General features: G+C 34.3%; 28 protein-coding genes. 21 read left to right on the top strand and 7 right to left on the bottom strand.

Going from position 1 to position 25,457, the window contains the following annotated elements; all coding sequences use genetic code 11:
- Positions 1–7 precede the first annotated feature (7 nt).
- The 5 genes from AC1DS7_RS11625 (at position 8) to AC1DS7_RS11645 (ending at position 4,201) form a co-directional block, all read left to right on the top strand.
- Positions 8–946 (top strand): aminoglycoside phosphotransferase family protein, encoded by a 939-nt coding sequence (locus AC1DS7_RS11625; protein WP_476998983.1) that lies wholly within the window; start codon positions 8–10, stop codon positions 944–946.
- Positions 947–959: 13 nt separating this feature from the next.
- The gene (locus AC1DS7_RS11630; protein WP_002013591.1) at positions 960–1,703 is read left to right on the top strand and encodes a metallophosphoesterase family protein; all 744 of its coding nucleotides are present in this window, start codon (positions 960–962) and stop codon (positions 1,701–1,703) included.
- 144 nt (positions 1,704–1,847) lie between these two features.
- The gene (locus AC1DS7_RS11635) at positions 1,848–2,516 is read left to right on the top strand and encodes an AAA family ATPase (RefSeq protein WP_016127206.1); all 669 of its coding nucleotides are present in this window, start codon (positions 1,848–1,850) and stop codon (positions 2,514–2,516) included.
- Between the two features lie 43 nt (positions 2,517–2,559).
- The gene (locus AC1DS7_RS11640) at positions 2,560–3,102 is read left to right on the top strand and encodes a GrpB family protein (RefSeq protein ID WP_002168100.1); all 543 of its coding nucleotides are present in this window, start codon (positions 2,560–2,562) and stop codon (positions 3,100–3,102) included.
- 274 nt (positions 3,103–3,376) lie between these two features.
- Positions 3,377–4,201 (top strand): DUF2785 domain-containing protein, encoded by an 825-nt coding sequence (locus tag AC1DS7_RS11645; protein ID WP_016127204.1) that lies wholly within the window; start codon positions 3,377–3,379, stop codon positions 4,199–4,201.
- 176 nt (positions 4,202–4,377) lie between these two features.
- Here AC1DS7_RS11645 and AC1DS7_RS11650 read toward each other — a convergent pair whose 3' ends face one another.
- Positions 4,378–5,253, bottom strand: a complete 876-nt coding sequence (locus tag AC1DS7_RS11650) for a hypothetical protein (RefSeq protein WP_016101129.1) — start codon at positions 5,251–5,253, stop codon at positions 4,378–4,380.
- A 239-nt stretch (positions 5,254–5,492) separates the two neighbouring features.
- On the opposite strand from AC1DS7_RS11650, the gene AC1DS7_RS11655 reads away from it, so the two are divergent.
- Positions 5,493–5,807 (top strand): DUF3892 domain-containing protein, encoded by a 315-nt coding sequence (locus AC1DS7_RS11655; RefSeq protein WP_033715815.1) that lies wholly within the window; start codon positions 5,493–5,495, stop codon positions 5,805–5,807.
- Positions 5,808–5,893: 86 nt separating this feature from the next.
- Here AC1DS7_RS11655 and AC1DS7_RS11660 read toward each other — a convergent pair whose 3' ends face one another.
- Positions 5,894–6,334 carry a YaiI/YqxD family protein gene (locus AC1DS7_RS11660; RefSeq protein WP_002032939.1) on the bottom strand — a complete coding sequence of 147 codons (441 nt, stop codon included), beginning with the start codon at positions 6,332–6,334 and terminating at the stop codon, positions 5,894–5,896.
- An 80-nt stretch (positions 6,335–6,414) separates the two neighbouring features.
- Positions 6,415–7,857 (bottom strand): MocR-like pyridoxine biosynthesis transcription factor PdxR, encoded by a 1,443-nt coding sequence (gene pdxR / locus AC1DS7_RS11665; protein WP_476998984.1) that lies wholly within the window; start codon positions 7,855–7,857, stop codon positions 6,415–6,417.
- 124 nt (positions 7,858–7,981) lie between these two features.
- Between pdxR and AC1DS7_RS11670 the strand changes: the two genes are divergently transcribed.
- Positions 7,982–8,893 (top strand): DMT family transporter, encoded by a 912-nt coding sequence (locus tag AC1DS7_RS11670; protein ID WP_016101133.1) that lies wholly within the window; start codon positions 7,982–7,984, stop codon positions 8,891–8,893.
- Positions 8,894–8,926: 33 nt separating this feature from the next.
- Here AC1DS7_RS11670 and AC1DS7_RS11675 read toward each other — a convergent pair whose 3' ends face one another.
- The gene (locus AC1DS7_RS11675) at positions 8,927–9,376 is read right to left on the bottom strand and encodes an NUDIX hydrolase (protein ID WP_016101134.1); all 450 of its coding nucleotides are present in this window, start codon (positions 9,374–9,376) and stop codon (positions 8,927–8,929) included.
- Positions 9,377–9,472: 96 nt separating this feature from the next.
- On the opposite strand from AC1DS7_RS11675, the gene AC1DS7_RS11680 reads away from it, so the two are divergent.
- From AC1DS7_RS11680 to AC1DS7_RS11695, 4 genes are read left to right on the top strand one after another with little or no spacing between them, the layout of a single operon-like run.
- Positions 9,473–9,874 carry a DUF3980 domain-containing protein gene (locus tag AC1DS7_RS11680; protein WP_016101135.1) on the top strand — a complete coding sequence of 134 codons (402 nt, stop codon included), beginning with the start codon at positions 9,473–9,475 and terminating at the stop codon, positions 9,872–9,874.
- A gap of 17 nt (positions 9,875–9,891) precedes the next feature.
- Positions 9,892–10,362 (top strand): GNAT family N-acetyltransferase, encoded by a 471-nt coding sequence (locus tag AC1DS7_RS11685; RefSeq protein WP_016101136.1) that lies wholly within the window; start codon positions 9,892–9,894, stop codon positions 10,360–10,362.
- A gap of 47 nt (positions 10,363–10,409) precedes the next feature.
- Positions 10,410–11,300 carry an AraC family transcriptional regulator gene (locus AC1DS7_RS11690; protein WP_016101137.1) on the top strand — a complete coding sequence of 297 codons (891 nt, stop codon included), beginning with the start codon at positions 10,410–10,412 and terminating at the stop codon, positions 11,298–11,300.
- A 23-nt stretch (positions 11,301–11,323) separates the two neighbouring features.
- Entirely contained in the window at positions 11,324–12,265 is a 942-nt protein-coding gene (locus tag AC1DS7_RS11695) for a serine hydrolase domain-containing protein (RefSeq protein ID WP_016101138.1), read from the top strand.
- Between the two features lie 162 nt (positions 12,266–12,427).
- On the opposite strand, the gene AC1DS7_RS11700 is transcribed toward AC1DS7_RS11695, so the two are convergent.
- Positions 12,428–13,186 (bottom strand): CPBP family intramembrane glutamic endopeptidase, encoded by a 759-nt coding sequence (locus AC1DS7_RS11700; RefSeq protein ID WP_033715035.1) that lies wholly within the window; start codon positions 13,184–13,186, stop codon positions 12,428–12,430.
- A gap of 169 nt (positions 13,187–13,355) precedes the next feature.
- Between AC1DS7_RS11700 and AC1DS7_RS11705 the strand changes: the two genes are divergently transcribed.
- Positions 13,356–14,393: an SDR family oxidoreductase gene (locus AC1DS7_RS11705; protein WP_016101140.1), complete on the top strand. Its 1,038-nt coding sequence runs from the start codon at positions 13,356–13,358 to the stop codon at positions 14,391–14,393.
- Positions 14,394–14,452: 59 nt separating this feature from the next.
- On the opposite strand, the gene AC1DS7_RS11710 is transcribed toward AC1DS7_RS11705, so the two are convergent.
- Positions 14,453–15,244 (bottom strand): DUF4240 domain-containing protein, encoded by a 792-nt coding sequence (locus AC1DS7_RS11710; RefSeq protein WP_016101141.1) that lies wholly within the window; start codon positions 15,242–15,244, stop codon positions 14,453–14,455.
- 206 nt (positions 15,245–15,450) lie between these two features.
- Between AC1DS7_RS11710 and AC1DS7_RS11715 the strand changes: the two genes are divergently transcribed.
- Together AC1DS7_RS11715 and AC1DS7_RS11720 are read left to right on the top strand one after the other, a co-directional pair.
- A complete protein-coding gene (locus tag AC1DS7_RS11715) occupies positions 15,451–15,918 on the top strand; it encodes an NUDIX hydrolase (protein ID WP_002142309.1) in 468 nt (155 codons plus the stop codon).
- Positions 15,919–15,939: 21 nt separating this feature from the next.
- Positions 15,940–16,584: an alpha/beta hydrolase gene (locus AC1DS7_RS11720; RefSeq protein WP_215588290.1), complete on the top strand. Its 645-nt coding sequence runs from the start codon at positions 15,940–15,942 to the stop codon at positions 16,582–16,584.
- Between the two features lie 47 nt (positions 16,585–16,631).
- Here AC1DS7_RS11720 and AC1DS7_RS11725 read toward each other — a convergent pair whose 3' ends face one another.
- Entirely contained in the window at positions 16,632–18,575 is a 1,944-nt protein-coding gene (locus tag AC1DS7_RS11725) for an elongation factor G (protein WP_215588289.1), read from the bottom strand.
- Between the two features lie 290 nt (positions 18,576–18,865).
- On the opposite strand from AC1DS7_RS11725, the gene AC1DS7_RS11730 reads away from it, so the two are divergent.
- The 7 genes from AC1DS7_RS11730 to AC1DS7_RS11760 all read left to right on the top strand — a co-directional run bounded on the left by AC1DS7_RS11730 (position 18,866) and on the right by AC1DS7_RS11760 (position 25,426).
- Positions 18,866–19,294, top strand: coding sequence for a MarR family winged helix-turn-helix transcriptional regulator (locus AC1DS7_RS11730; protein WP_000204168.1), 429 nt, complete (start codon positions 18,866–18,868; stop codon positions 19,292–19,294).
- Between the two features lie 17 nt (positions 19,295–19,311).
- Positions 19,312–19,950 carry a nitroreductase family protein gene (locus tag AC1DS7_RS11735; RefSeq protein WP_000185377.1) on the top strand — a complete coding sequence of 213 codons (639 nt, stop codon included), beginning with the start codon at positions 19,312–19,314 and terminating at the stop codon, positions 19,948–19,950.
- A gap of 46 nt (positions 19,951–19,996) precedes the next feature.
- A complete protein-coding gene (locus AC1DS7_RS11740) occupies positions 19,997–20,290 on the top strand; it encodes a putative quinol monooxygenase (protein ID WP_000583822.1) in 294 nt (97 codons plus the stop codon).
- Positions 20,291–20,595: 305 nt separating this feature from the next.
- Positions 20,596–21,102 (top strand): DUF3902 family protein, encoded by a 507-nt coding sequence (locus AC1DS7_RS11745; protein ID WP_215588288.1) that lies wholly within the window; start codon positions 20,596–20,598, stop codon positions 21,100–21,102.
- 451 nt (positions 21,103–21,553) lie between these two features.
- Positions 21,554–22,720, top strand: a complete 1,167-nt coding sequence (locus AC1DS7_RS11750) for a serine hydrolase domain-containing protein (protein ID WP_002142304.1) — start codon at positions 21,554–21,556, stop codon at positions 22,718–22,720.
- A 331-nt stretch (positions 22,721–23,051) separates the two neighbouring features.
- A complete protein-coding gene (locus tag AC1DS7_RS11755) occupies positions 23,052–24,806 on the top strand; it encodes an adenine deaminase C-terminal domain-containing protein (protein WP_201065433.1) in 1,755 nt (584 codons plus the stop codon).
- 113 nt (positions 24,807–24,919) lie between these two features.
- Positions 24,920–25,426 carry a hypothetical protein gene (locus AC1DS7_RS11760; RefSeq protein ID WP_431180101.1) on the top strand — a complete coding sequence of 169 codons (507 nt, stop codon included), beginning with the start codon at positions 24,920–24,922 and terminating at the stop codon, positions 25,424–25,426.
- The last annotated feature ends 31 nt before the right edge of the window (positions 25,427–25,457 follow it).

The following is a 25,457-nucleotide window of genomic DNA, read 5'->3' on the forward strand; positions in this document are numbered from 1 at the left end:
GAGTTTTGTGGAAGAAATGTTAAGAGAGATAGAAAGAAAACTAGAGTGGTCACGTATTGTAAAATGTACAGCTATTACAAAAGGTTTTTCACATGAAGAGAAGTATAAAATTGACCTAGAGAATCGAGAAACTTATTTTGTAAAAGTGTGTGATTCTTCTAATTATGAACGAAAACAAGAAGAATATATGTATATGAAACAATTGGAGTTATTACATATTCCAACGCCGAAGTTAATTCATTTCATAAAACTTGAGGGATTAAATAAATGTGTTCAAGTATTTGAATGGACCCAAGGTGTAAATGGTCAAGAGAGCTTAAGCAAGCTATCGGTGGAAGAACAGTATAATGCAGGAAGAAAAGCAGGGGAAATATTAAAGAGAATTCACTCGATAGAAAGAGAAAGTGCAAGTAATAAATGGGAAATATTTAGGTGGAATAAGTATGAAAGGTACATAGAGGCATTAGCAGATTATGAGGTGAATTTTCTGGATTTGAAGCCAGTATTAACCTTTGTAGAAAATCATAAAGACTTATTGAAAAATCGGCCTATCACATTTTTACACGATGATTACCACCCAGCAAATAGTATGATTCATAATAATGAATTTATCGTTATCGATTTTAGTGGATATGATTTTGGCGATCCAATACACGATTTTTATAACGTAGCGATTTTTACTACAAGAATAAGCAAACCATTTGCGGTTGGACAAGTTCACGGTTATTGCGGAGGCGATCCGTCAATCCACTTTTGGAAACTGAATTCATTATATGCAGCGATGACATTCCCAGCGGATATCGTATGGACAAACCGAACTACACCACATTTAGTAGAGGATATGAAAGAAAGATTGAACCGAATTATAGAAGATCATAATCATTTTTCATCTTATATTCCAAAATGGTATCAATCACAACATGAGGATATAATAAACAATAAATAACGGAGGGATTCATTTGGATAAAATTGCGGTAATTTCAGATATACATGGTAATATTCCGGCATTAGAATCAGTACTGAAAGATATTAAATTAAGAGGAATCGAACGTATTATTTGTCTTGGAGATTTAGTAGGAAAAGGTCCGCATTCTAGCGAAGTAATTGAAATCGTTCGTAAAGAATGTGAAGGAACCGTAATGGGAAACTGGGATGATTTCATTACAAAACCGACTGAATTTGAAGCGTTAAAATGGCATCAAAAACAATTGTCAGAAGAACAAAATGAGTATTTAAGAAGCTTACCATTTTCAATCGAGTTTTATATGAGTGGGAAACTGATTCGTATGTTCCACGCTTCACCGAGAAGTTTGTATGAAAGAATTCAACCACATGCAACAAGAGAAGAGCGTATTAGTATGTTCGAAAATAGTGAGCTCACAGAGAATATAGAAGGGGAAAGAAAACCAGATGTCGTTTGTTACGGTGACGTTCATCAGGCGTATGTGCAAAATTTTAGAGGGAAAACGTTATGTAATGCTGGTAGTGTAGGTAATCCACTTGAAATTACACAAGCTTCCTATTTAATTTTTGAAGGAACATACAATGAAAAAGAAGCAGCAAGCTTTTCAATTCAACTCGTACGTGTACCATATGATATTGAACTAGCCATCAGACTAGCAGAAGAACTCGATATGCCAGAAATTGAAGAATACAAACAAGAGTTACGGACGGCTTTATATCGAGGGTTTAAGGGGAAATAAGGAAAATATAAATCAATAAAAATATATCTATCATAACTTAAAATATATCAACGATTTTTTAAAATATATCGATTTACCAACAAATAGCGATGAATTTAATTTACTGCAACTATATTATGTAAACAATATACAGGAGGGAATGTCATGCTCCGAAAACAATACATGAAAGAAATTGCTGATCATATTTTAAATTTAAATTTAACTCATCCAACAAGAGTTGGAGTGAGTGGTATTACAGCTTCAGGAAAGACAACATTTGCAAACGAACTGGCAGAGGAAATGAAAAATCGGGGAGTACAAGTAATACGCGCCAGCATTGACGATTTTCATAACCCTAGAGTGATTCGCTATACACAAGGCAAAGAATCAGCAAGAGGGTATTATGAAGATGCACACGATTATACAGCTTTCAAAGAAAGGCTATTAAAACCTTTAGGACCTAACGGGAATTTACAGTATGAAACGATTTCTCATAACTTAATAACGGACATCCCTGTACATAATACGCCGCTAGTGGCCTCGCCAAATATGGTGCTAATAGTAGATGGAACATTTTTATTGAAAAAAGAAATTGAGTATCTATTTGACTATAAAATTTTCATAGATACAGATTTTGAGATTGCGAGAAAACGTGGTGCAGAGCGCGAGACTGAGGCTTTTGGAAGTTATGAAGAAGCAGAGAAAATGTTTATAAACAGATATCATGCGGCTTGTAAGATGTATATAGATGAGCATAATGCGAAAGAATGTGCAAATGTTATATTTCAGAATAGTAATTTTGATGATCCGGTAGTTGTATTTAAAGGAATTTAAAATCTTTTATATAACAAAAAGTTCGTGAAAGGGGATGCGTCGGGTGGATAAAAAAGATAATCCGAACGATTGGCCTGTATGGGCGAATGAGTCAGTAGAGATAGTTAATGCAAATCCTGATTGGCAAGATAAAGGCCGATATGAAGAACGGCAACTTTATGAACTGCTTACTCCTCTCGGTATTAGCAAAGTAATACATATAGGAAGTACATCCATACCTGGTTTACCTGCAAAACCTATCATTGATCTAATGGCTGAAACAGACTCATTTGATAGAGTGCTCGATATTTCAGCAAAATTGGCTATATATGATTGGCATTATGTAGGCCCGGAATTAGATGAAAGACCTTGGAGAAGGTTCTTTGTGAAAGTGAAGAATAATAGGCGTGTAGCTCATCTGCATTTGATGGTTAAAGGAACTGAACGATGGGAGCAACAACTTTTATTTCGTAACCGCTTACGAGAAAATCCACAATTAGTTTATGATTATTCAAATCTAAAGCAAGAGTTAGCAAAAAAGTTTAACCAAGATAGAGAAGCATACACAAAAGCTAAAACAGAATTTATTAAACAAGTTCTAAAATGATTTAATTTTTGATTGTAACTACGTTTGAATATAAATGAAAAAAATACTTTATTTTATAGCCTAAACTTACATGAAATGCATGTAAACAAAGTGAGAAGCTTTGGTGTTCCAATGTATTTCCTTTTATTTCTCGGGAGAAATTTATATAATTGAATCAAGTTCATAGAAAGATAGGGACTAAAACTATATTAAAAGTCGACTTAATTTATGAGGGGAATTACAGGGGATAAGGCGAAAATAAGTTGAAAAACGTAAAAAGGGGACAGGGAATATAATGACAGAAGTGCTAGAACTAAAAGAAGAATTACAACAAATTCAAAATAATAATTATGCTGTGCCAGAAGACGTAGACGCATATCCATATGCACAGTGGATGTTAGATTATATCGGATCACCTGATGCTGAATTACGTGATGATTTGATTTATAGTACGCTTCACAAATGGATTACAAATGATGTATTTAGACAAAAAGAATTACGAGGATTAATGTTACAAGCAATTAGTCCTGATTATTTATTTTATAAAATTGGTGAAAAGGGCACAGATTCTGTTTTTAAACGTGCGTTCTCTGTTTTAATTCCACCACTTATTTTATCTGTTCATGAAAGAGAACCATTGTTATCTGAAGAACAACTGTACAGTGTAGCAGAACAAGTTCTGGAATATGTCTATTTAGAAGAAGATGTAAGGGGTTACGTAGAAGGAAAAGGCTGGGCGCATTCTACTGCACATGCGGCAGATGCACTAGATGCTTTAGCACGTACAATACAAAATCGTGAGTTTTCATATGCAATACTAGCTGCTGTTCGTCAGAAGATTCGATTGAATGACTACGTATACATACACTTTGAGGATGAGAGATTAGTAACGCCAATTATGTCGTTGCGTAACCAAAATATTTTAACTGAAGAAGAGTGGAGCAATTGGCTACATAGTATAGCAATTGTTGAAGATATCCCACATCCTCAACATGATATTTTAGTACAAAATATTAGAGCTTTCTTAAGAAGTTTATATTTCAGAGCTTTAGAGAAAGAGGGCGCTACTGCCTTTATAGATGATATATTGGAGACTTTGGAGAAATTGCGTAGGTATTAAAAAAGCAGAATATCTAGTCTATCACTAGATTCCATTATAAATGAGCATGTAAGCAAAGAATAAGATTAAAAAACCGATTATACCTGTAGGTTCCCTACAAAAATAATCGGTTTTTTTTAGTTGAATTGAAATTTTAGACTTAAATATACACGAGCTTATATGTAATAACGAATGTATTAAATATGTAGTTGTGGATTTTCCTCATATAAACTATTAACATACTGTTTTAAATTCTTGATGAATAATAGAATCTCTTGACTAGGCATTCTAGCATGTTGAAGATGAAATATGTTTCCTTTTCCGATTTCTAATTCATTTGAAGTCAAAGTAATAGGGATATTCCTAAAGACATGCCATGGAAAATACAAGTGTACAAAAGTTTCTCTAAAATATATACCTGATTGACAAATTAATACTCCATCGGATCCTTTACTCAAATTACCAAGGACAGATGTATCTAAAAAAGCAATGATTTCTTCTTCTTTTGAAACAATGTATCGTGCCCCAATTTCTTTTAATTTTTTGTGTGAAATATGAGTGTCTACAAATAACCCATTATCAGGTTCTAATAATTCATTGTACGTCTCAAACAAAGAACAGGTTGATTTTATCTCATCAACTTTTATAACTGGATGTATATCATTTTGCTTTGAATTTTGGAATGAATTTGTAAGAGTTATAAGTAATTCTTTAAATAACAGTGGAGGATAATCACTTCCGTTAATATTAAAGCTTTTTTGTGCATCAAAAGATAAAAAGCTATCTTTATCAATTTCAATTTTTTGCACTTTATTTAATTGATCCCATTTTATATTTCCTTTACCTAACAGCCAATTTTTCCAGTATAAACCTGAATTTGTAAAGTAAACACCATATTTTCCTGATCCAAACAAGTTACAACTTAAAAAAGCGATAATTTGGTCATCTGTTGGTATAGAAAAACGTTTTTTGGCAATTGATAAGAAATCTTTAGGGATTTTAGTAACATAAAATCTAGACTGCTGATACTCTAAACAAATATCAGTTAAACGATTAATATCTATATTCAACATAATCATTCTCCATTTCATATTTCTTTTCGATATAAATAAATTATAATATTATCAGGAAAATATTAACACTTAAATTAAGAGATACTCTATAGGATTCTAAAATGAATTTGTATTAGATTGAAAAAATTATGATTCGGGTTATCTTTTTGAGGGAGTGTATTTTTGTGAACTTGATGGAAGAAGTACATAAAACTAATACCTTCCAAACATACTAATAAAATGTGTTGGAGGTGAAATTTATGGACAAAAAAGACTTTGAAAAAGTTTATAATGATTACTTACATCAAGGAGAAGAGCAAGCTCAATTTGAAGTAGACAATGAAGTCAATTCAGGAGCAGAACAAATTGTTGCCGTTCGTAAAAATGATGATGGGGATTTAATTGCTTTTAAGACAAGTAGCGGGAGAGAGTTAGATTATATTACTGCTCTTAGTGAAGCGAAATCAGGGAAGTTAGCTCATGTGGATGTATTTCATAAGTATGGTAGAGATATTATACGTAGTGAACCTGATGGAATAAAGGAAAATAACTTAGATAATTTACCTTCATTTTAAACAGGTAAACCTCAAGAAGAGAATGTTCATTTGGATATTCTCTTCTTTGTTTTGCGAAGTTTTCCTTGCAAATAGACGGTTCATTTTTAAAGTGCAATTATACTTTTAAAGAGCGCTCTAAATTTCTCTTTATCTTCTGCTGTAAATGGTTTCGGTCCCTTTGTACGCTTACCGCTTTTTCGAACCATTGCACTTAAATACCGTGTTTGTAACAATTGTTCAATGTTTTCATTCGTATACTTATAGCCTTTATGGTGTAGAACGATACAGCCTTTTGCTAAAGCTAGCGAAGCAAGACCATAATCTTGCGTTACGATTAAATCTTCTTTTTTTGCTAACTGCATAATCCGGTAATCCGCAGCATCTGCTCCGGAATCAACATAAATTGTTTCTACACCTTTTGGTTGTTCCGCATTAGAATAATGAGAAAAGCTAGTAACGAGGGTAACGGGAATTTCTGCATTCGTAGCCTCATAAATAATCACATCTTTTACAGGGCAAGCATCTGCATCAACGTAAATCTTCATTTTATCACTCCTATGAATAGGTTCGTGTTGATAATAATGGTAGATTTTGCTTTTGTCAAACGAGACTTCTTTACATAATGTTATTTCCCACAAACTAAAATAGCCTCACGCAAACGAGAAATACCTTCCTCAATTTGATTAATATTCACTTTCCCATAAGATAAACGAATATAACCATCTTTCGCGCCGAAAATACTGCCCGGCATAAAGGCGATTTCTTGTTTTAAGCTTTGCATAATGAGTTGTTTTTCGTTTATCGGTTCGTTTAATTTTCCCCATATGTATATACCACCGGTTGGGCTTGAGAAAGAGATTTTATCGTGAAGTTGCTCGTTTAGGGAACGAACGATAATGTCTCTTTTTTCTGCAAGTTGTTTTCGTAACGGAATGATATGCGACTGAAATGGAACTGTTTCGAAAAATTGTTGTATAAGCCACTGCGGGAATATACTCATTCCTAATTCCATTTGGTGCCTTGCGTCTGATAACCTCTCTACTACAGACTGAGGGGCGACAAGCCAGCCAACTCGTAAACCTGGTGCAATCATTTTAGATAAGGAATGTACATAAATGACAGTTCCATTTTCATCAATAGATTTCAAAGTAGGGCAAGGTTGTTTATTTTCTAACGTAAGTAAACTGGACGGATCATCTTCCACAATCGCAATTCGTAAGTCTGCGCAAAGTGATAACAGTTTTTTTCTACGGTTTGGATGCAGCATTGTTCCCGTAGGATTTTGGAAATTTGGATTTAAAAAGATCATTTTAATACGGTGTTTTCTATATAACTCTTGCACATCATCTGGATTAATACCGTGTTCATCGACAGGTAACGGGAAAATACGAATACCTGCTGATTGGAATAGCGGTAATGAATAACAGTGTGATGGACTTTCGAAAGCGACTGCATCACCTGGATTTAATAAACATTGTACGATAAGGTGAAGTGCTTGTTGGGCGCCGGATGTAATCATAATCGATTGTTCGGTCGCTTCAACTTTTAAATATTCCTTCATATATTTTACTACCGCTTGTCTTAGCGGGAGATACCCCTGGGGATGATCGTAACTTAATGACTGCGTTAACGGTTGTTCTCGTAAAATCGTTTGTAGTTGATCGTGAGGATAGAGATTACAACCGAGCTCTCCGTTTGCGAAATCTATAATGTTCTCATTTTGTTGTACTTCTGCCCGAATATGGCGAAGTAACGGTAAGTTTGGTAAAAAAGTACCACCTTCTATGAAACCTCTCCAGTTCGGCGTTAATGTTGGAGAAACGCCCCACATATGTGTACTCACACGTGTACCTTTACCAGTCGTACTTTCTACAATTCCCATAGCACGTAGTTCATTATAAGCAGTTGTTACCGTACTTCGGTTTACATTTAACTGCGTAGCTAATTTCCGTTCTGAAGGGAGGAAGCTACCTGGGGGAAGTTCTCCGTATGTAATACGTTTTTCAATAAAGTCAACAACTTGCTGATAAATTGGGATTTTACTGTCGTTATCTAGCTTCCATTCCATACAAACGCCTCCGCAAATCTTATATACATTAAGTATAACAAATTGGCTGGGTAAAAAAACAGCCAATTGGACGGTGTTATATCCAGCCAATTTTACTATGCTAAATAGGGAAGGGGAGATTCGGATGAAAAGATGGCAAATGGAATGGCTCCTAGTATCAGTAGCATTAGTATGGGGAGCAAATTATACAATTGGAAAGTATGGCGTGGCATATATGTCATCCATTCAATTTAATAGTTTACGATTTTTAGTAGCATCACCGGTATTATTACTTATTACATTTTTAATGGAACGCTCACTTCGCATTGAAAGAAAAGATTGGTTACGATTACTAGCAGTCGGTATCGTTGGAACGACAATGTATCAAACGATGTTTATGCTATCTGTGAAATATACTTCAGCAACGAACGCCTCATTATTAATTGCGATGTCACCTATATTTACAGGGATATTAGCAGTATTGCACAAACAAGAACGTTTTTCGATGAAAGTACAAATTGGTTCAATAGTAGCGTTTATTGGTGCAGCATTCGTTTTATTAACAGGGCATACGGGAGGAGCTACATACGAGTATGCGTGGCTCGGAAATGTAATTGGATTAGTCGCAGCAATTGCGTGGGGATGGTATCCCATTTTAGCGCAACCACTTATCACAAAATACTCCGCAATGAGAGTCACATCATGGTCTACTTTAATTGGAATTGTACCTCTCGTTATATACTGTTTATTCAACGTAAATACATTAACGTGGCCAGTAGATATGCCAAGCTGGGGATCACTAGCATATTCAATCATCTTTGCGACCATCTTCGGACTAGCAATGTGGTATGTCGGTATTAGTCAAATAGGCTCAACGAAAGTAATGGTTTATATGTATCTCGTACCATTGTTCGCAGTTATCTTTGCGGCTGTAACTATTGGAGAGCAAATAAACATGATGCAACTAGTTGGCGGTCTTATTATCTTTATCGGTTTATATGTTGTAAAAAAAGGCGGAATCAAAAAGCCAGCTCTCAATTTGAAAAAAGTAAGTTAGTAGTAAAAATGATCTCTTTCATATAGAAGGAGATCATTTTTTATTTCGTAATAAAAGTGCTTGTTCAACAGCCAATTTTTGATGATCATGAAGTAAATGTTCTATAGCAAGCGATGGAGGCATCCATTGTAAAATATGGTCTTCTTCATGAACTTCAACTTCATGTATCTTTTGTACAATGTAAAAGAACCCATCATTTAAATAATATGTATCTTCTTTTTCGGCATAAAAATATCGTGCTGCATTACCGATATAACGATCAATTTCAATCGCCCAACCTAATTCCTCTAGTAATTCACGATGCAAACATGCTTCTTTCGTTTCCGTACCTTCCATACCGCCACCGGGTAAAAAATAACGTTCTCCATTTTGAATGATAGCTATGTTTGAAGTAGTTGGATCAAAAATAACCGCATAACAGCTTGGCCGTAATACATACTGAACAGTAGGTTTTTTATAACCAAATGTGAGTTTCGAAATCATAAAACACGACCTTTCTCTATAAAATACATAAAAGGAATATTAAGACAAATATGGAATTATATAAGTATAATCTTATAGGAGTGGAGTGATAACAACATGATAAATCGAAAATGTTCAAGGTGTAAAGAAATAACGGGTACAATACATGGGGGTAAAAAAATAAAGGAAGAATTTTTGTGTGAAGATTGTCTACAAAAAGGAATTGCGAGCGGGGAAATCGAATTATCACAAGTGGAAGAAGAACAAACTTCGTATCTTTCTATAAAAATATTAAAAATAATGAGTGTTATTTATTTAATGGTATCTATTATAACTGCTTTTTCTGCTGGAGCACTTATACAGGATCCAGTGCTTGGTGGAATATCATTTTCAATAACAGGTGCAGTTGGTGTTATGATAATTGGATCGATATTCCAGTCTGTTCTTGTATTTTCAGGTATTTGGGTATTCATTCTGTTAGTCGAAACGGTTATTAAAATATATGAAAAAATGAAGTGAGTGAGAGGGAGAAATACATGCGAGTAAGAAACATTCAAGGGGAAGATTATGTAAAGATTCATTCTGTATTAAATGATTGGTGGGGCGGAAGAGATATGGCTAGTATGTTGCCGAAGTTGTTTTTCGTCCATTTTCAAGAAACGAGTTTTATCATTGAAGAAGATGGAAAAACGTTAGGTTTCTTATTTGGATTTTTTTCGCAAACGCATAAAGATGAAGCGTACGTTCATTTTATCGGTGTAAATCCGAAGTTTAGACGAAAAGGAATCGCATCGACGTTATATTCTTATTTCTTCGATGTCGCTCGTGCAAATAACCGTAAAGTTGTAAAAGCGATAACGTCACCAGTTAATAAAAAGTCGATTGAATTTCATCAAGAAATCGGATTTCAAATTGAAGATGGGGATGATGAAATAGAAGGTGTATCCGTACATACAAATTATGATGGGAACGGCGGGAGTAGAGTTTTATTTTTAAAAAATGTGTAAAGTAGGCTGACGTAAAGTTAGCCTTTTTGTTGTGAGGAGGGATAAATATGGAGAGTTCTCAAAGTAGAAACGAGTATTTACGACGTGTTTATAAAGTGCAAGACTATATAGAATCACATATAAATGATTCACTTTCAATTGAAGATTTAGCTAATGTGGCAGGCTTCTCAAAATTTCATTTTCATAGAATTTTTAAAGGGATGATGGATGAGCCGTTATCTCGGTATGTGAATCGTTTGAAGTTAGAGAGGGCAACACACCTTCTTACTTATCGTACAGATATGACGATTACAGACATTGCGTATTACTTCGGGTTCACAGATTCAGCAGTTTTCTCCCGTACATTTAAAAGTTATTACGGAGTAAGTCCGTCTCACTATAGAAATCACAATAGCAAGAATTGCAAAGACGTTAGCGAAGATTCTCAATACAATGAGTGTAAGAAGGTTCGAGGAGAGGTCGAAATTGTAGCAGCGGACAAAGTAAACGTCGCATACATAAGACATGTAGGTACATATAAAGATTTAGCTATAGACTTTCCGAAAATGATAGAAAAACTATTTCATTACGCAGCGGAGCAAAACTATCATGTATTTGAGGGTACGAAAGTATTAACCATTTACCACGATCATCATGAATTTACTGAGGACTATCATTTAAGAACAAGTCTATGTATAACGATTCCAGATGAGTCCGCAGTAGAAACGAGCGACATTGGAATAATGGTAATACCTTCTGGAAAGTATGCGGTAGGTCATTTTGAAATATTCCGAGATGAATATAAAGGAGCATGGAATTTCTTGTACGGTGAATGGTTGCCAAATAGCGGATATAAACCGAAAGATTCGTATCCTTTCGAAGTATATAGAAATGATCCAAGGCAGCATCCCGAACATAAACATATAGTTGATATATATGTACCTATCGAACCTTTTTAATCATAGATTAAGGGGGAAGAACGATGAAAACTGCTGAAGAGTTAGATTGCATTATAAAAGAAGAATACAAAAATATTAATGGTATGTTAGTAGTGCAGAGAGGTAATGTTGTTTTTGAAAATTATTATAATGGTTACGGTCCAGATGATGCATGTCATGTAGCATCGGTCACAAAAACGATAATCTCTGCGTTAATTGGGATATGTATAGATAAAGGATATATCAAAAGTGTTAATCAAAAAGTAATAGAGTTTTTTCCTGAATATAATCTTAAGGCATCTGAAGTAACAGTTCGGCATCTACTTACAATGACAGCTCCATATCCTTATGTAGACTGGCAGGAACCGTTAGAAGAACTATGTACACAAATGGACTGGGTGAAGTATACGTTAAATAGGGCAGGAAAAGGTGGAGAAATTGGACCTTTTAAATATTCATCGGCAGGCGCACATGTACTATCAGCAATTATTACGAGTGTAACAGGGAAAAGTGCTCGTGAGTTTGCGAACGAATATCTATTCCAGCCTATCGGCATAAGAGAAATTCCAAACTACAATATGAAAGCATTTGGATTTGATGACTTATTCGGAAAAGATGTAAAGGGATGGGTTCACGATCCAAATGGTATTTCAACTGGCGGATGGGGACTTACGTTAGCAGCTAGAGATATGGCTAAGTTTGGACAGCTGTATTTGAATGAAGGTATTCATAATGGAAAACAAATACTATCAAAATCATGGATAAGAGAATCGACAACAATGAATCAAAATCAATATGGTTACCTATGGTGGTTACGAGAAGAGGATGGAATCTTTTCATACTGTGCAATGGGCGATGGTGGGAATGTGATTTGCTGCGTACCAGAGAAGGAACTGGTGGTGGCGATTGCTTCTGAAGTCATACCGCATGCAGAGGATAGATGGAAGTTAATTAAAGAGTGCATATTTCCTTATTTCAAAGATTAATATGGTTATTTTTATAAAAATAAGAATGAAAGGTTTAGTTAAACTTGTCTTGTTCTTCATGATAGAAAAAAGTGTTGTATTAACTAAGTTGAGCAACTAAGATTAGAAAACTTCAACACCTATACGATTATTGAATAGGTGTTGAAGTACTTTATAATTTGTTTAGGTACTTTTAACTTTTCGATGTATTAGATACATCATGCCAAACACAATTACCAGCAAGATAAATTTAATTAATTCCATTAGGCTAATATCCCATTTTGTTTCTACTCCATCTGTTAAATAAAATACATTAAACATGCCATGTAAAATTGCAGGTGTTATCACAGAATGGCTATACTCTCTCGTATACGTCAAAATTATAGATAATATAAATAATAACGAGAGATAGCTTAATATTCCTACAAACCATAATTCATAGTTTTTATAAAAGATTGATACTGGTAAATGCCATAAAGACCAAAGCGATGCAGTAATGATTGCTGTTTGTTTTAATGAATATTTTTTTCGTAAATGGTAATGAAAATTTCCGCGCCATATGATTTCTTCTAAAAATGCAGACAAGGCAGCAATTGTAAGACCAATGAGTAGGAGAAATCCTAATTCATTACAATGATTAAATAAGAATTTTATATTATAAATATAAAAATAGAAATGCAGACATAGACCTAGAAGTATTGGGAATAAAATGGAGAAAATTAATGTTCTTATTTTTGGACGTGAAATTCCAAATGTATGAACTATTTTTTGTTTCTTATATAATTTCTGATATAAAATAGCAGCTAAAAGCGGAATAACCATCGTAAACCCTAAATAATTACGACCATTTTCTATGTTCAGTAAGATAATATATACAAGAGATGTGAGGCAATACATACATAATGTTGAATGATAAACTATGCTTTTATTAATATTGTTCACCTACTTACATGTATAAGTGATTAATCAAATATCCGATATTTTAATTATATATGAAATGGAAATTACATATGTTGAACTTGTAGAAAAAGTTAGACTAACCCCGTAACTTTCCACAGCAAAAAATCGTTTAACAAAAGAAAGGATTTTCAATCACGAATGGGGGAGAACAATGAAGATTTTAATTCTAGGTGGTACACGATTTTTAGGAAGAGCTTTTGTAGAAGAGGCATTAAAAAGAGGGCATGAAGTTACATTATTTAATCGTGGAACGAATAAAGAAGTTTTTCCAGAAGTAGAGCAGTTAATCGGTGACAGAAATAATGATGTTTCAAGTTTAGAAAATCGAAAATGGGACGTTGTCGTAGATACGTGTGGATTTTCTCCGCATCACATTAGAAATGTCGGAGAAGTGTTACGGGATAATATAAAGCATTATATATTCATTTCAAGTCTTTCCGTTTATAAAGATTGGATTCCGCATCATATAAAAGAAGATTATATATTACAACCCGAACCAACGGGCGATCAAATAAAGGCTGTGGAGAATGGTGAAGTTTCTCCTTATGAGTATTACGGTGCGCTGAAAGTATTGTGTGAAAAAGAAGCAGAGAAGTATTGGCCGGGGCGTGTTTTACATGTAAGAGCAGGACTTCTTTCAGGGATGTTTGATTATACAGATCGGCTTCCATACTGGATTGGGCGTGTAGAAAAGGGAGGAAAAGTGTTAGTTCCAGGAAGGAAAGACCGTCCAGTGCAGTTCGTTGATATAAATGACGTCGCAAGCTTTGGACTAAACATGGCAGAAAACAATAAAGTAGGTACATTCAATGTTACAGGTCCGAACTATGAATTGACGATGGAAGAGCTATTAAATACGTGTAAAAAGGTTACGAATAGTGATGCTGCATTCGTTTGGGTAGATGAATCGTTTATGAATGAACATAAAGTACAGCCTTGGACAGAGATGCCACTATGGCTTCCTGAAACTTTTTCATTAGAAGGTGAGACAAAGCCGTGGAAAGGTGGTTTTTCTATTAGTATTGAAAGAGCTATTAAAGAAGGACTTACTTTTAGAAGTTTAGAACATACAGTTACAGATGTGTATGAGTGGATGAAGAGTGTGGACGAATGGGAATTAAAAGCAGGTATTTCAATTGAAAGAGAAAAGGAGCTGTTAGATAAGTGGAATGAAACAAAGAGAGTGTAAATAAGGATTCTATGAAAACAGGACTCTGTCTATTGGTTAAACAGAGTCCTAATATTTATCTACCATTCAATCGGTTCTTCCCCATACATTTCCCATAACCTAGGAAACATCTTTTTCAAACCTTCTTCGTCATCTTCATTCCAGTCAAATTCAATATCTATATCGTCGAATTTTTCATTGGATAAGACATGATATAGCGTAAAGTATGTATCATCTTCGTCCCCAGTCTTCTCCACATATACTTCTTGTCCGAAATATAGCGAAAGTTCTTCGATTTCAGGAACATCATATTCACTCAAGTTGTCTAATACAGAAATTAACCTTTCTGGATCTTCGATACACGCTTCGTATGTTTCTTTTCCTTGATATAGTAACCATCCGCGGAAGTAATCAAAACAATCATCCGAACAGCCACCCATAATAATATAAGCTGCTGCCCATAAACGAGACGTATACGAGTCTTTTAATATGTGATGCATATGCGTATCAAAAGCGACAATTTCGTGTACTGTACGTTTAGCGAGATGAGAAGTAAGCCATTCTATTTGTTCTTCTTGATCTTCACCTTTTGTTTTTGCGCGATTAAGAAGTTCCCAGAATTCTTCTTCTGTTATCGTTTTTTCTTTTATGTAATCTTCCCCAAGACACGGGTCTGTATATCCTTTTTTTCGTTTAGAAGTGATTAGTTTATTAGCTTCTTTTATACACTCTTCTTCTGTTTCAAACTCTTTCGCTTTTACACTACCAGCTGTGCCAATTTTTCCGTAAAACACAACGTAGTCTTTTTCTTTCACAACGATTTTCCAAAACTTATTTGATTTCTCAGTTTGCTGGATTAATAACGTTTCCATTCGTACCCCCATATTGCTTTTCTAGTGTGCATTGTGATTGTAACATATGTATAAATACCTGTAATGACGAAAAGGTAAGTGTAGTTTTCGGAAAGTTCGAAAATCATTGAATACAATAGAAAAATTTAGTAATCTTATTTGTACAGCACATACATAATAGTTTTGTAATGATTTGATATTTAAATAATATATAGGGGGCATTCAGGATGGATCTTACGTTTAAAGTAGAAGAAACATGTTTTAATTACCGAGTCGGAGCAATTTGTAAATATGATAATAAAATACTTATCCTTCAAGATGAAGGTGAAGAGTATTGGTACGTACCAGGCGGAAGAGTGAAAATGCTAGAAAATAGTGAAGATGCGTTAAAACGAGAGCTTGCAGAAGAACTAGGCGTACCTATTGAAGTGAAGAGATTAATATGGTCAGTAGAAAACTTCTTTACACTTTCTGAGCGAAAGTTTCATGAGATTAGTTTTTATTATGAAGTAGAATTGCATGAATTACCTGCAAATGGGGCGGATCAATATATTCTTGAAGAAGAAGGTAGAAAATATTTATTTAAGTGGGTGCCGGTAGAAGAGTTACATGCATATAACTTACAGCCAGCGTTTATAAAAGATAAAGTAAAGGATGTATCAGTTCATACAGAACATATCGTGTTACAAAAGTAAGCGTGCTTGGAGGGGAAAACGGTGAAGGGGACTAAAAAAGAGATACATATAGATGATAAAGTCATTCGTTACACACATATCGAAAAAGGTTCTAATACAATTTGTTTTATGTTCTCAGGTTCAGGCTACAATTATGACAAGCCGTTATTTTATTATGCAACGATGCTTATGCTTGAAAATAAAATAGATGTAGTACATATTCATTATTCCTACGATGGACAATTAATGGAAAAACCAATGGAAGAAGTAACGAAAGTAATGGTGGATGATATTAATCCTATCATTAATGAAGTGCTAAGAAATGGACAATACAACGATTCGATGTTTTTAGGGAAATCACTCGGAACAATCCCGATTGCGAATGATTTATTGAAGAGAGAAGAATTTGCACATTCAAAAATGATATTGCTTACACCATTACTAACTGTTGATTCGATTTTTGATTCTATCTTACATAGTCATCACGACGGGCTTTTAGTAATCGGAGACAAAGATCATCAATATAATGCAAATCAAATAAATCAGTTACATAAAACGAATTTACAGATTGAAGTTGTCAAAAACGCTAACCATTCTGTAAATGTTGGAGAATTTGAAACCGAGAATTCGATCGAAGCGATAGCAAAAATAATAGAAAAACTTAAAGAAGTTGTTAGGAAAAACTAACCTATCAATACATGCAAAAAGAGGTGCGAATGGCACCTCTTTTTTATTTAATAAGCCTTCAACACATGAAGTAAATAATCTTTCCGATTTAGCGGATTAAAGTCAACACGTTTTCGAGTAGGGAAGGGAGCCGTCAGCTTTGTGAAACCAGTTGGCTTTGTTATAAAGATACCTTCTCCTTCAGTAAATGAATGGAGCATTCGTTTAAAATCCTCTATTTTTGCAACAGGTAATGATCCTGTTAAATGGTAAGAATCATTATGCAACGTAGGCTCTGCAAAAGTTGCTGGAATAGCAGCAAGCTTATACATTGCGGTACTAATTGCGTGCTCCGGTACAGTTAATTCGAACTCGTTTACTGGTTCAAATGCACATGTTTCAGCGTGCTTTAAAGCATCCATTAAAACGAGTGGTGTTAAATTTCTAAAGTCACTTGCTGTTGTAACAGGGCTTGCATAACCAGTATGTGTTAACGTGACGATAATGTCCGTAACTTCCCATCCGTACAAACCTTGTTTTAACGTTTGAAATACTGTATCTTCAATCGCTTTATGAAATGCTAAAGGCAATGATCCAAGCTCAACACCTAACTTATATGTTATGCCAGAATTCAGTTCACCACGTTCAACTTTGAAGCCGATTGTCGCGTAAAATGGATTCGTTTTTTCTCCCATTAATTCAGCAGAATTCCCAATGCCAATGGGTTTCTCAATACATACAACCCGCGTATTTGAGAAAGTAACCTGCAAATTATATTTCTCAAAAAGTGTTGTTTCAATTACTTCTTTTTGTACTTCCCCGAAAAGGCGAATATATAGTTCATTATGAATATCATCTTTCCACACTTTAATGAGCGGATCTTCTTCGCATAGCTCCATAAGTGCAGCGTATAGATCATGAATTCGCTCTTTAGGTACTGCTTCAATAGCAGCTTCCATTTGCGGTTCGGCAAAGTGAATATCTTTTATATAATCCGTCCACTCACCGATAATATCACCAATTTTAATATTCGTAAGTCCCCATACTTTGCAAAACTCTCCACTATGAACAGTAGAGGCTTGAACTGCATTTCCATTATGAAATATGCACATTTTTTTAATCTTTTCCTTATGTGGTAGAGACTCACTACGCTGAATATCAACATATTTTCTAACGTGTAAACGACCAGAAAAAACTCTTACATATGCGATCTTTTCCCCAGAAGATTCCCGTTCAATTTTAAACACAACACCGGATAATATTTCATTTTCTGCAAACTTATTAGCTGGAAATAAGTCTGAAATATTTTCGAGCAGTTCAGTTACTCCCATACCTGTCATCGCTGAACCGAAAAAGATAGGGAACACATTTGCTTGCGCTATTTGTTTATTGAGTTCTTCTTTTAATAGTGTGTCCGGTACGATTTCGTCATTTATATATGACGCAAGTAACGATTCATTATATGGTGCTAACAGTTCTATACAGTCGTCATATGATTTGTATGCAATGATACGGGCTTCTTTCGTTCCTTCGTTTAGGACAGAGTAGAAGGGTAATGCTTCATTTGAAAGAACATCTTTTATTTGCTTCATAACTTTTTCGGTATTTGCACCGCTACGATCAATTTTATTTACGAATAATATAGTAGGTATGTTTAATTTCTGTAATGTCCGCATTAAAATCTTTGTTTGTGCTTGCACACCTTCAACGGCAGATATAACTAAAATGGCACCGTCTAAAACACGGAATGATCGCTCCACTTCAGCGATAAAATCAGCGTGTCCAGGTGTATCAATAACATTTACTTTTAAACTGTCAATAAAGAAAGAAACGACAGATGCTTTAATTGTAATTCCGCGTTGTCTTTCTAATTCCATTGAGTCAGTTTGCGTATTGCCACTATCTACTCGGCCAATTTCTTTAATCACATTCGTCTCATAAAGAATTCGCTCAGTCAAACTCGTCTTGCCAGCGTCTACGTGCGCGACAATCCCTATATTTATTGTTGTCATATATAAATATCCTCATTTCATTTTCCATTTTCATTTCCTCATTTCTATTTGTGTATTGCCGCATTACAATCACTCTCCAGTCATTTAAATTATTACTATTATAATGTAATTTACATTTTTTGTAACGTCATAAAACGCCTTATTTTGGAAAAATATTAATAGACGAATTTCAAAAAAATAAATAGTGAAAACAAAATGCTTGCATTATAAATCGATATAGATTATATTAATTGACATATCAACTATTGATGCATCAAATGTTTTTGTTTTGCATGTGAAGGAGGGGTAATTTGACAAGTTCATGCTCAAAAGAAGCAATAATTTTATATAAATTACACTTTCTAAATAAAGAAGTAAGTTCGAAGTTTGAAGGGTGTACAGGTATGAGTCAATCTAGACTAGAGCTTATACTTCAGTTATATGAAGTAGATGAAATTAGTCAAAAAGCACTTCAGCAAGAAGTGAATATTGATAATGCCGCGATTACGAGGCATTTAAAACAGCTGGAAGCAAACGGAATGATTACAAGACGTAAAAATCCAGATGATAACAGAATTACGTTAGTTTCTCTTACAGAAGAGGGGCGAAATAAAATTCAAGTGTATCAAGAGGAAAAAGAGCGTTTCGCTACTTCAGCATTTAAAGGATTAAGTGAAGAAGAACGCGACAATCTTTTAACGATGTTAGACCGCATTCAAGAAAATATAAAAGAACTTTAAAAAGGGAGAATACAACTATGACTAACTCAGTAAAAACAAATGATTTTAACGAAATTTTAACAGGACGCCGTTCAATCCGTAAGTACGATCCTTCAGTGAAAATTAGCAAAGAAGAAATGACTGAAATTCTTACAGAAGCAACACTTGCACCATCTTCAGTAAACATGCAACCATGGAGATTCCTTGTTATTGAAAGTGACGAAGCAAAAGCAACACTGGCTCCACTTGCAAAATTCAATCAATCTCAAGTAGAAACATCTTCAGCGATGATTGCTGTATTTGGTGACTTAAACAACTTTGATAACGCAGAAGAAATTTACGGTACAGCAGTAGAGCGCGGACTTATGCCAGCTGAAGTAAAAGAAGATCAAATGAAAAAACTTTCAGGTTACTTCTCAATGGTTACACCAGAAGTAATGAAAGATACTGTACTAATTGACGGTGGTCTTGTAGCGATGCAATTTATGTTAGCAGCACGTGCTCACGGCTATGATACTTGCCCAATTGGTGGATTTGAAAAAGACCAAATCGCAGAAGCTTTCGGATTAGACAAAGAGCGTCACGTACCAGTTATGTTAATTTCAATCGGAAAAGCTGCTGACAGTGGTTATCCATCAGTACGTCTTCCAATTGAAAAAGTTGCTGAGTGGAAGTAATTTTATAACAAAACAGAAATAAGTGAGATATGAGAGGGGAAACACCATGATTATTATTCACGCAATATTTCAAGTAGATCCAGCAAAACAACAATCATTTTTAGAAGAAATTCAGCCACTACTTCATGGTTCAAGAGAAGAAAGTGGAAATGTATCTTACGATTTATATAAAGATACTGAAAAAGAAAGTGTTTATACGATGGTAGAAGTATGGAAAGATGAAGCAGCAGTTGCGAGTCATAATACGAGTGAACACTTCACATCTTTCGTTAGTAAAGCATCACAGTTTTTAACTGCTCCGCTTGATATAAAGGTTTATAGCGGTGAACTAGTAAAATAATATGGTTATAGAAGATGACTTTGGCGTATGCTGAGGTCATCTTTTTTATTTACTTATATTTAATTGCATGTTAATGTATACTTAATTTTTTAATATCTCTACCAATGGAAAAAGAATATACAAGCTATATGGAACTCTTTGTAGAGTATTGCTTCTTTAATTGTTCATGAGTGTATCTTTGTTTTATTAATATAGAATGAAAAAAGGATACGTTAGAGCTAAACGATTAATGGGTAGCATGTTAATAAAAAATTACATGAGTTTAGTAAAAACTTATAATTTATTTTTAAGGGTGTGAAAATATAATGAAACCGGTATTGAAAAGCATACTTATTTCCTTTACTTTTTCTGCAGTAGGGATGTGTTGGTTGCTGTTCATGTTATTTAGAGGAGGCGGAGACTGGTTATTGTCTTGGATAGGTGTATTAATGGCATATTTATCTTTATACACTTTAATAGATTTATATTGTAAAAATACATACGAAAAAACATTAAATATAGTGCTTATAAAATCAACAGTTACTACCTTTAGTTTTGGAGTATTAGGAATCATATTTGGTATAATACACGAGCTATTAACACCATGGAGTCTCAGTTTAATGGTTTGGTATTGGTTGCTAACTCTACTTTTATTTTTAACGACCATAATATTATTAGTTATTTTAGTATTTGTAAATCGTAAAGATCAAAATTTTCCCGGGGTATATAGATTACTTATACTTCTAAATTTACTTCTTACGTTAGGACCAGTATTGTGGCCACTATTTCTTACTATTATTGGAAATGGCATGAACGCTAGTGCAGGATGGTAAAACTGAATAAAGATTAGTAGTTTAAAGAAGTGAATGAAATGAAAAGTTGATATAGGGTTTTAAGTATGTAAGAGAACGTGTTTTGATAAATTGAAAACACGTTCTTTTTTATTGTTAATCTTAATATGAACTCCTTAAATTTATAAGATAATTCGATTGGGAAAAAGATATGTTACTGGAACAAACATATATGTACCTTTGAAACGAACATAATTAATGAATCATCTTAAAAATAATAAAGACGAGGTGAAATGAAAATAAGGGCAGTTAAGTGGCTGTCCTTATTTTATATGCCCTTTTTATTTTCATGCATAGCTCTTTCTCAGTTTATCGTATCAAAATTTGAACGTAAGTATTTCGTAAGGAATGGATAAGAAAAAAGAGAGTTTTATCATATAGGATTAAAGTATAACTTGAATTAATCCTATATTAATAGAGGAGAGGGAGCCTTATGAAAAAATGTAATTCAATTAAGTTAGCAAGTTTGGCAGTTTTATTAGCGGGTACTACTCTAATCACACCAGGTTTTACTGTGAAAGCAGAGTCTGTTCAAAATTTATCTAGTCCGTCACAATCACATGATCAAAAGAATCGGAATGGTTGGAAACAAGTAATGCAGGAAACAGTACAGCTTGGAACCCCAGGAATATTAGCGAAGACGTCTAACAATGGAAAGATTAGTAGTTATACTGCTGGCGTCGCGGATTTAAATACAAAGAAAACAATGAAATCGGATTATCGTTTTCGGATTGGGAGTGTGACGAAGACTTTTACCGCTACGACTGTTCTTCAATTAGTAGGAGAAAATCGCGTGCAACTTGACGATCCAATTGAAAAGTGGCTACCGGGTCTCATTCAAGGTAATGGGTATGATGGCAATCAAATTACGATACGTCAACTTTTGAATCATACGAGTGGTATAGCTGAATACTTAAAGTCAAAAGATGCTGACATAATGAATTCGAGAAAAACGTATACAGCAGAAGAAATAGTGAAAATAGGACTTTCTCTACCTCCAGATTTTTCACCAGGTAAGGGATGGCTGTATTCAAACACAGGATACGTAATATTGGGAATGCTTATTGAAAAAATAACTGGAAATAGTTATGCGGAAGAAATTGAAAAGCGAATTATTGAACCTTTGGATCTGTCAAATACGTTTTTACCAGGGAATTCACCCGTTATTCCAGGAAAGGATCATGCTCGTGGTTATATGAAAATAGAAGAAACAAGTGAATTGAAAGACATGACGTATTATAATCCAAGTATAGCTAATTCAGCTGGAGATATGATTTCTAATGCGGACGATTTAAACAAATTCTTTTCATCTTTACTTGGAGGTAAGTTACTGAAGGAAAAGCAGCTAAAAGAAATGCTTACTACAGTTCCTACAGGGATTAAAGAACTTGGCCATGGATATGGTCTTGGAATCTATGAGACTAAGCTTCCAAACGGTGTTTCAGTTTGGGGGCATACAGGAGGGATTCCTGGATTTACCACTTTTGCTGGGGGAGCAATTGGAGGCAAACATACATTGGCTATTAGTATTAACTCTTTAGGTGCGATTGATATTAATACGCAGTTTAATAAAATGATGCAAATTGAATTTAAGAAATAGATGAAAAGAAAGCGAATGAGATACTGCTTTAAAGGACAGTATTAGCATTCATGGTATGGCAGCAATCAAGTATATGTAGAACATAAATACGGATACAAGTGTAATTCAATCTTATAGTTTAGTATAAAAAAGGATGTCGGTTACAAGACATCCTTTTTATTGAGGATCAAAGAGGTATGTTTGTAAATTTTGAAAATTGTCATTTTTGTAATCATTCCATATAATAAAGGGTATAGGGGATATACAGGGGAGTTATGAATGGAGAATACTTTAGTTAGTTAATTATTTTTGTTTTAATAAATAAAAGGAAATTGATGTGGAGTGAAATACATTGGGACAAAATCAGTTTAGATGGAGTAACACACAATTACGAGAACATGTTGAAGTAATAGATGGCACAAGAAGCCCGCACATTTTATTCAAGAATGCAACATATTTAAATTCCTATATGCGCGAGTGGGTGCAAGCAAATATTTGGATCTATGATGACCGAATTATATATGTAGGAGAAAAATTACCAGAGCAAATACATGAATGTGAAGTCGTTGATTGTAATGGAAAGTATGTAGTTCCTAGTTACATAGAACCGCATGCACATCCATATCAATTATATAATCCAGAGACTTTAGCAAATTATGCGATGCAATTTGGGACAACGACTTTCATTAATGATAATTTAACTTTATTTTTCACGTTACAACGTGAAGTAGCATTTCGTTTATTAGATGAATTTGAAAAGATTCCAGCAAGTATGTATTGGTGGTGTCGTTTTGATGGACAAACTGAGCTGCAAAATGGTGAATCTTTATTTAATAGTGAAGAAATAATAGAGTGGCTAAAGCATGAAGCGGTTCTTCAAGGCGGCGAGTTAACAGCATGGCCAAAACTATTAAATGGCGATGATGAGATGTTAAATTGGGTACAGGAAACAAAGCGCTTACAGAAAAAAGTAGAAGGTCATTTTCCCGGTGCGTCTGAATCAACGTTAGCGAAGTTAAAGTTACTAGGTACTGATTGCGATCATGAAGCGATGACAGGACAGGAAGCATTAACACGCCTTATGCAAGGTTACACCGTTACTCTTAGAAACTCTTCTATCCGTCCAGATTTAGAAGTTTTACTGAAAGAATTGCTGGAATTAGGTGTCAAGCAATTTGATAGATTCATGTTCACAACAGATGGTTCACATCCGTCATTTTATGAAAACGGAATGACGAATAGGATGATAGAAATCGCGATAAAGCAAGGAATGCCAGTAATTGATGCCTATAATATGGCAAGCTATAACATTGCTCGTTATTATAATATGGAGCATTTACACGGCGCGATCGCGACAGGAAGAATTGCAAATATTAATATTTTGGAAAGTAAAGAAAATCCGATTCCAATAAGTGTAATTGCAAAGGGGAAATGGATGAAGCGTGACGGAATAAACAAAAATGCATCATTACATATAGACTGGAGTAAATTCAAAGTAACTCCATTATCATTAGACTGGTCTTTAAAGAAAGAAGATATGATTTTTTCTGAAACAACAGGTATAAAATTATTAAATGATGTTATTTCAAAACCATATGTAACTGAAATCGACTTAAACGGTGAAGAACTTTCTATTGAGCATGATGAATGTTTCCTTATGATGATTGCTCGTGATGGCACTTGGCGAGTGAATACAGTTGTGAAAGGTTTTGCGAATGGATTAGGAGGTCTTGCTAGCTCTTATTCCGGTACAGGTGACATCATTCTTATTGGAAAAAGGAAAGAAGATATGCTTACAGCTTTTCATAGAGTAAAAGAGCTAGGTGGCGGTATAGTAATAGCGGAAAGAAATGAAGTGTTACACGAAATTGCATTACCATTGCTCGGGATTATGTCTAATTTGAAAATGAGTGAATTAATACAGAAAGAGAAAAAAATGGTGGAATTACTACAAGAGCGAGGATACACCTATAATGATCCAGCATTTACGATTTTATTCTTTTCTGCGACGCACTTGCCTTTTATACGGGTAACACCTATAGGATTATATGATGTGAAAAGTAGTAAGGTACTTGCTTCGCCGATGAAACTGATAAATCAATATTAAAAGGAAAGGTCCTATAAAAAATCTATTTTATAGGACCTTACTCATTCTTAGCATAAGAATATCCTAAACCTCAAATAATATAGTATCTAAATCATTTGAGGTGATACTTAAATATGAAAAAACTATTGTATGTTTTAAGTGTATTTATTTTGTGCGTATCTATACAGCATGTGGTACATTCTCAGTCAAATGCACCAAGGTTATCTTCAGATTGTCTGGAAGAAAGTAAAATTCGTGATGAAAAGTATGTGAAAAACATTATGAATGACATTATATCTACATTTGATTTAAAGATTGATGAAAATAGTTTTTGGGAAATTAGTAAAAGAGACCTAGAGGCTGCGCATTTGATGTATGGCGGAAGGGAAAATGATACTTATTATAATTCGTTAACTAAAGCTTTTGAAAGTGGTGGATATAGAGGAGAGCCTAGGTTGTTTGTAAAGCCGCTTGAAGCATTTTTACTTTATAAAGAAATAGACGATACAAATGTTATGAAACATCTTAAACTTGAAAAAGGGGAGTGGATCGTTACCGAAACGAAAAAGAAGCCAGGAAAAATAGTGGAATACAAAACGTTACAATGTGAAAAAGATTATCTGAAAAAGAGAAATGAATAACAAAATACTTATTAATGCTGTTTTTATCAAA

This window comes from Bacillus sp. P4_E1 (assembly GCF_056401715.1).

Coding starts and splice junctions, on each gene's coding strand:
- AC1DS7_RS11635 (WP_016127206.1), top strand. CDS start 1,848: ATGCTCCGAAAACAATACATGAAAGAAATTGCTGATCATATTTTAAAT.
- AC1DS7_RS11645 (WP_016127204.1), top strand. CDS start 3,377: ATGACAGAAGTGCTAGAACTAAAAGAAGAATTACAACAAATTCAAAAT.
- AC1DS7_RS11650 (WP_016101129.1), bottom strand. CDS start 5,253: ATGTTGAATATAGATATTAATCGTTTAACTGATATTTGTTTAGAGTAT.
- AC1DS7_RS11655 (WP_033715815.1), top strand. CDS start 5,493: ATGGACAAAAAAGACTTTGAAAAAGTTTATAATGATTACTTACATCAA.
- AC1DS7_RS11660 (WP_002032939.1), bottom strand. CDS start 6,334: ATGAAGATTTACGTTGATGCAGATGCTTGCCCTGTAAAAGATGTGATT.
- pdxR (WP_476998984.1), bottom strand. CDS start 7,857: ATGGAATGGAAGCTAGATAACGACAGTAAAATCCCAATTTATCAGCAA.
- AC1DS7_RS11670 (WP_016101133.1), top strand. CDS start 7,982: ATGAAAAGATGGCAAATGGAATGGCTCCTAGTATCAGTAGCATTAGTA.
- AC1DS7_RS11675 (WP_016101134.1), bottom strand. CDS start 9,376: ATGATTTCGAAACTCACATTTGGTTATAAAAAACCTACTGTTCAGTAT.
- AC1DS7_RS11680 (WP_016101135.1), top strand. CDS start 9,473: ATGATAAATCGAAAATGTTCAAGGTGTAAAGAAATAACGGGTACAATA.
- AC1DS7_RS11685 (WP_016101136.1), top strand. CDS start 9,892: ATGCGAGTAAGAAACATTCAAGGGGAAGATTATGTAAAGATTCATTCT.
- AC1DS7_RS11690 (WP_016101137.1), top strand. CDS start 10,410: ATGGAGAGTTCTCAAAGTAGAAACGAGTATTTACGACGTGTTTATAAA.
- AC1DS7_RS11695 (WP_016101138.1), top strand. CDS start 11,324: ATGAAAACTGCTGAAGAGTTAGATTGCATTATAAAAGAAGAATACAAA.
- AC1DS7_RS11705 (WP_016101140.1), top strand. CDS start 13,356: ATGAAGATTTTAATTCTAGGTGGTACACGATTTTTAGGAAGAGCTTTT.
- AC1DS7_RS11710 (WP_016101141.1), bottom strand. CDS start 15,244: ATGGAAACGTTATTAATCCAGCAAACTGAGAAATCAAATAAGTTTTGG.
- AC1DS7_RS11715 (WP_002142309.1), top strand. CDS start 15,451: ATGGATCTTACGTTTAAAGTAGAAGAAACATGTTTTAATTACCGAGTC.
- AC1DS7_RS11725 (WP_215588289.1), bottom strand. CDS start 18,575: ATGACAACAATAAATATAGGGATTGTCGCGCACGTAGACGCTGGCAAG.
- AC1DS7_RS11735 (WP_000185377.1), top strand. CDS start 19,312: ATGACTAACTCAGTAAAAACAAATGATTTTAACGAAATTTTAACAGGA.
- AC1DS7_RS11740 (WP_000583822.1), top strand. CDS start 19,997: ATGATTATTATTCACGCAATATTTCAAGTAGATCCAGCAAAACAACAA.
- AC1DS7_RS11745 (WP_215588288.1), top strand. CDS start 20,596: ATGAAACCGGTATTGAAAAGCATACTTATTTCCTTTACTTTTTCTGCA.
- AC1DS7_RS11750 (WP_002142304.1), top strand. CDS start 21,554: ATGAAAAAATGTAATTCAATTAAGTTAGCAAGTTTGGCAGTTTTATTA.
- AC1DS7_RS11760 (WP_431180101.1), top strand. CDS start 24,920: ATGAAAAAACTATTGTATGTTTTAAGTGTATTTATTTTGTGCGTATCT.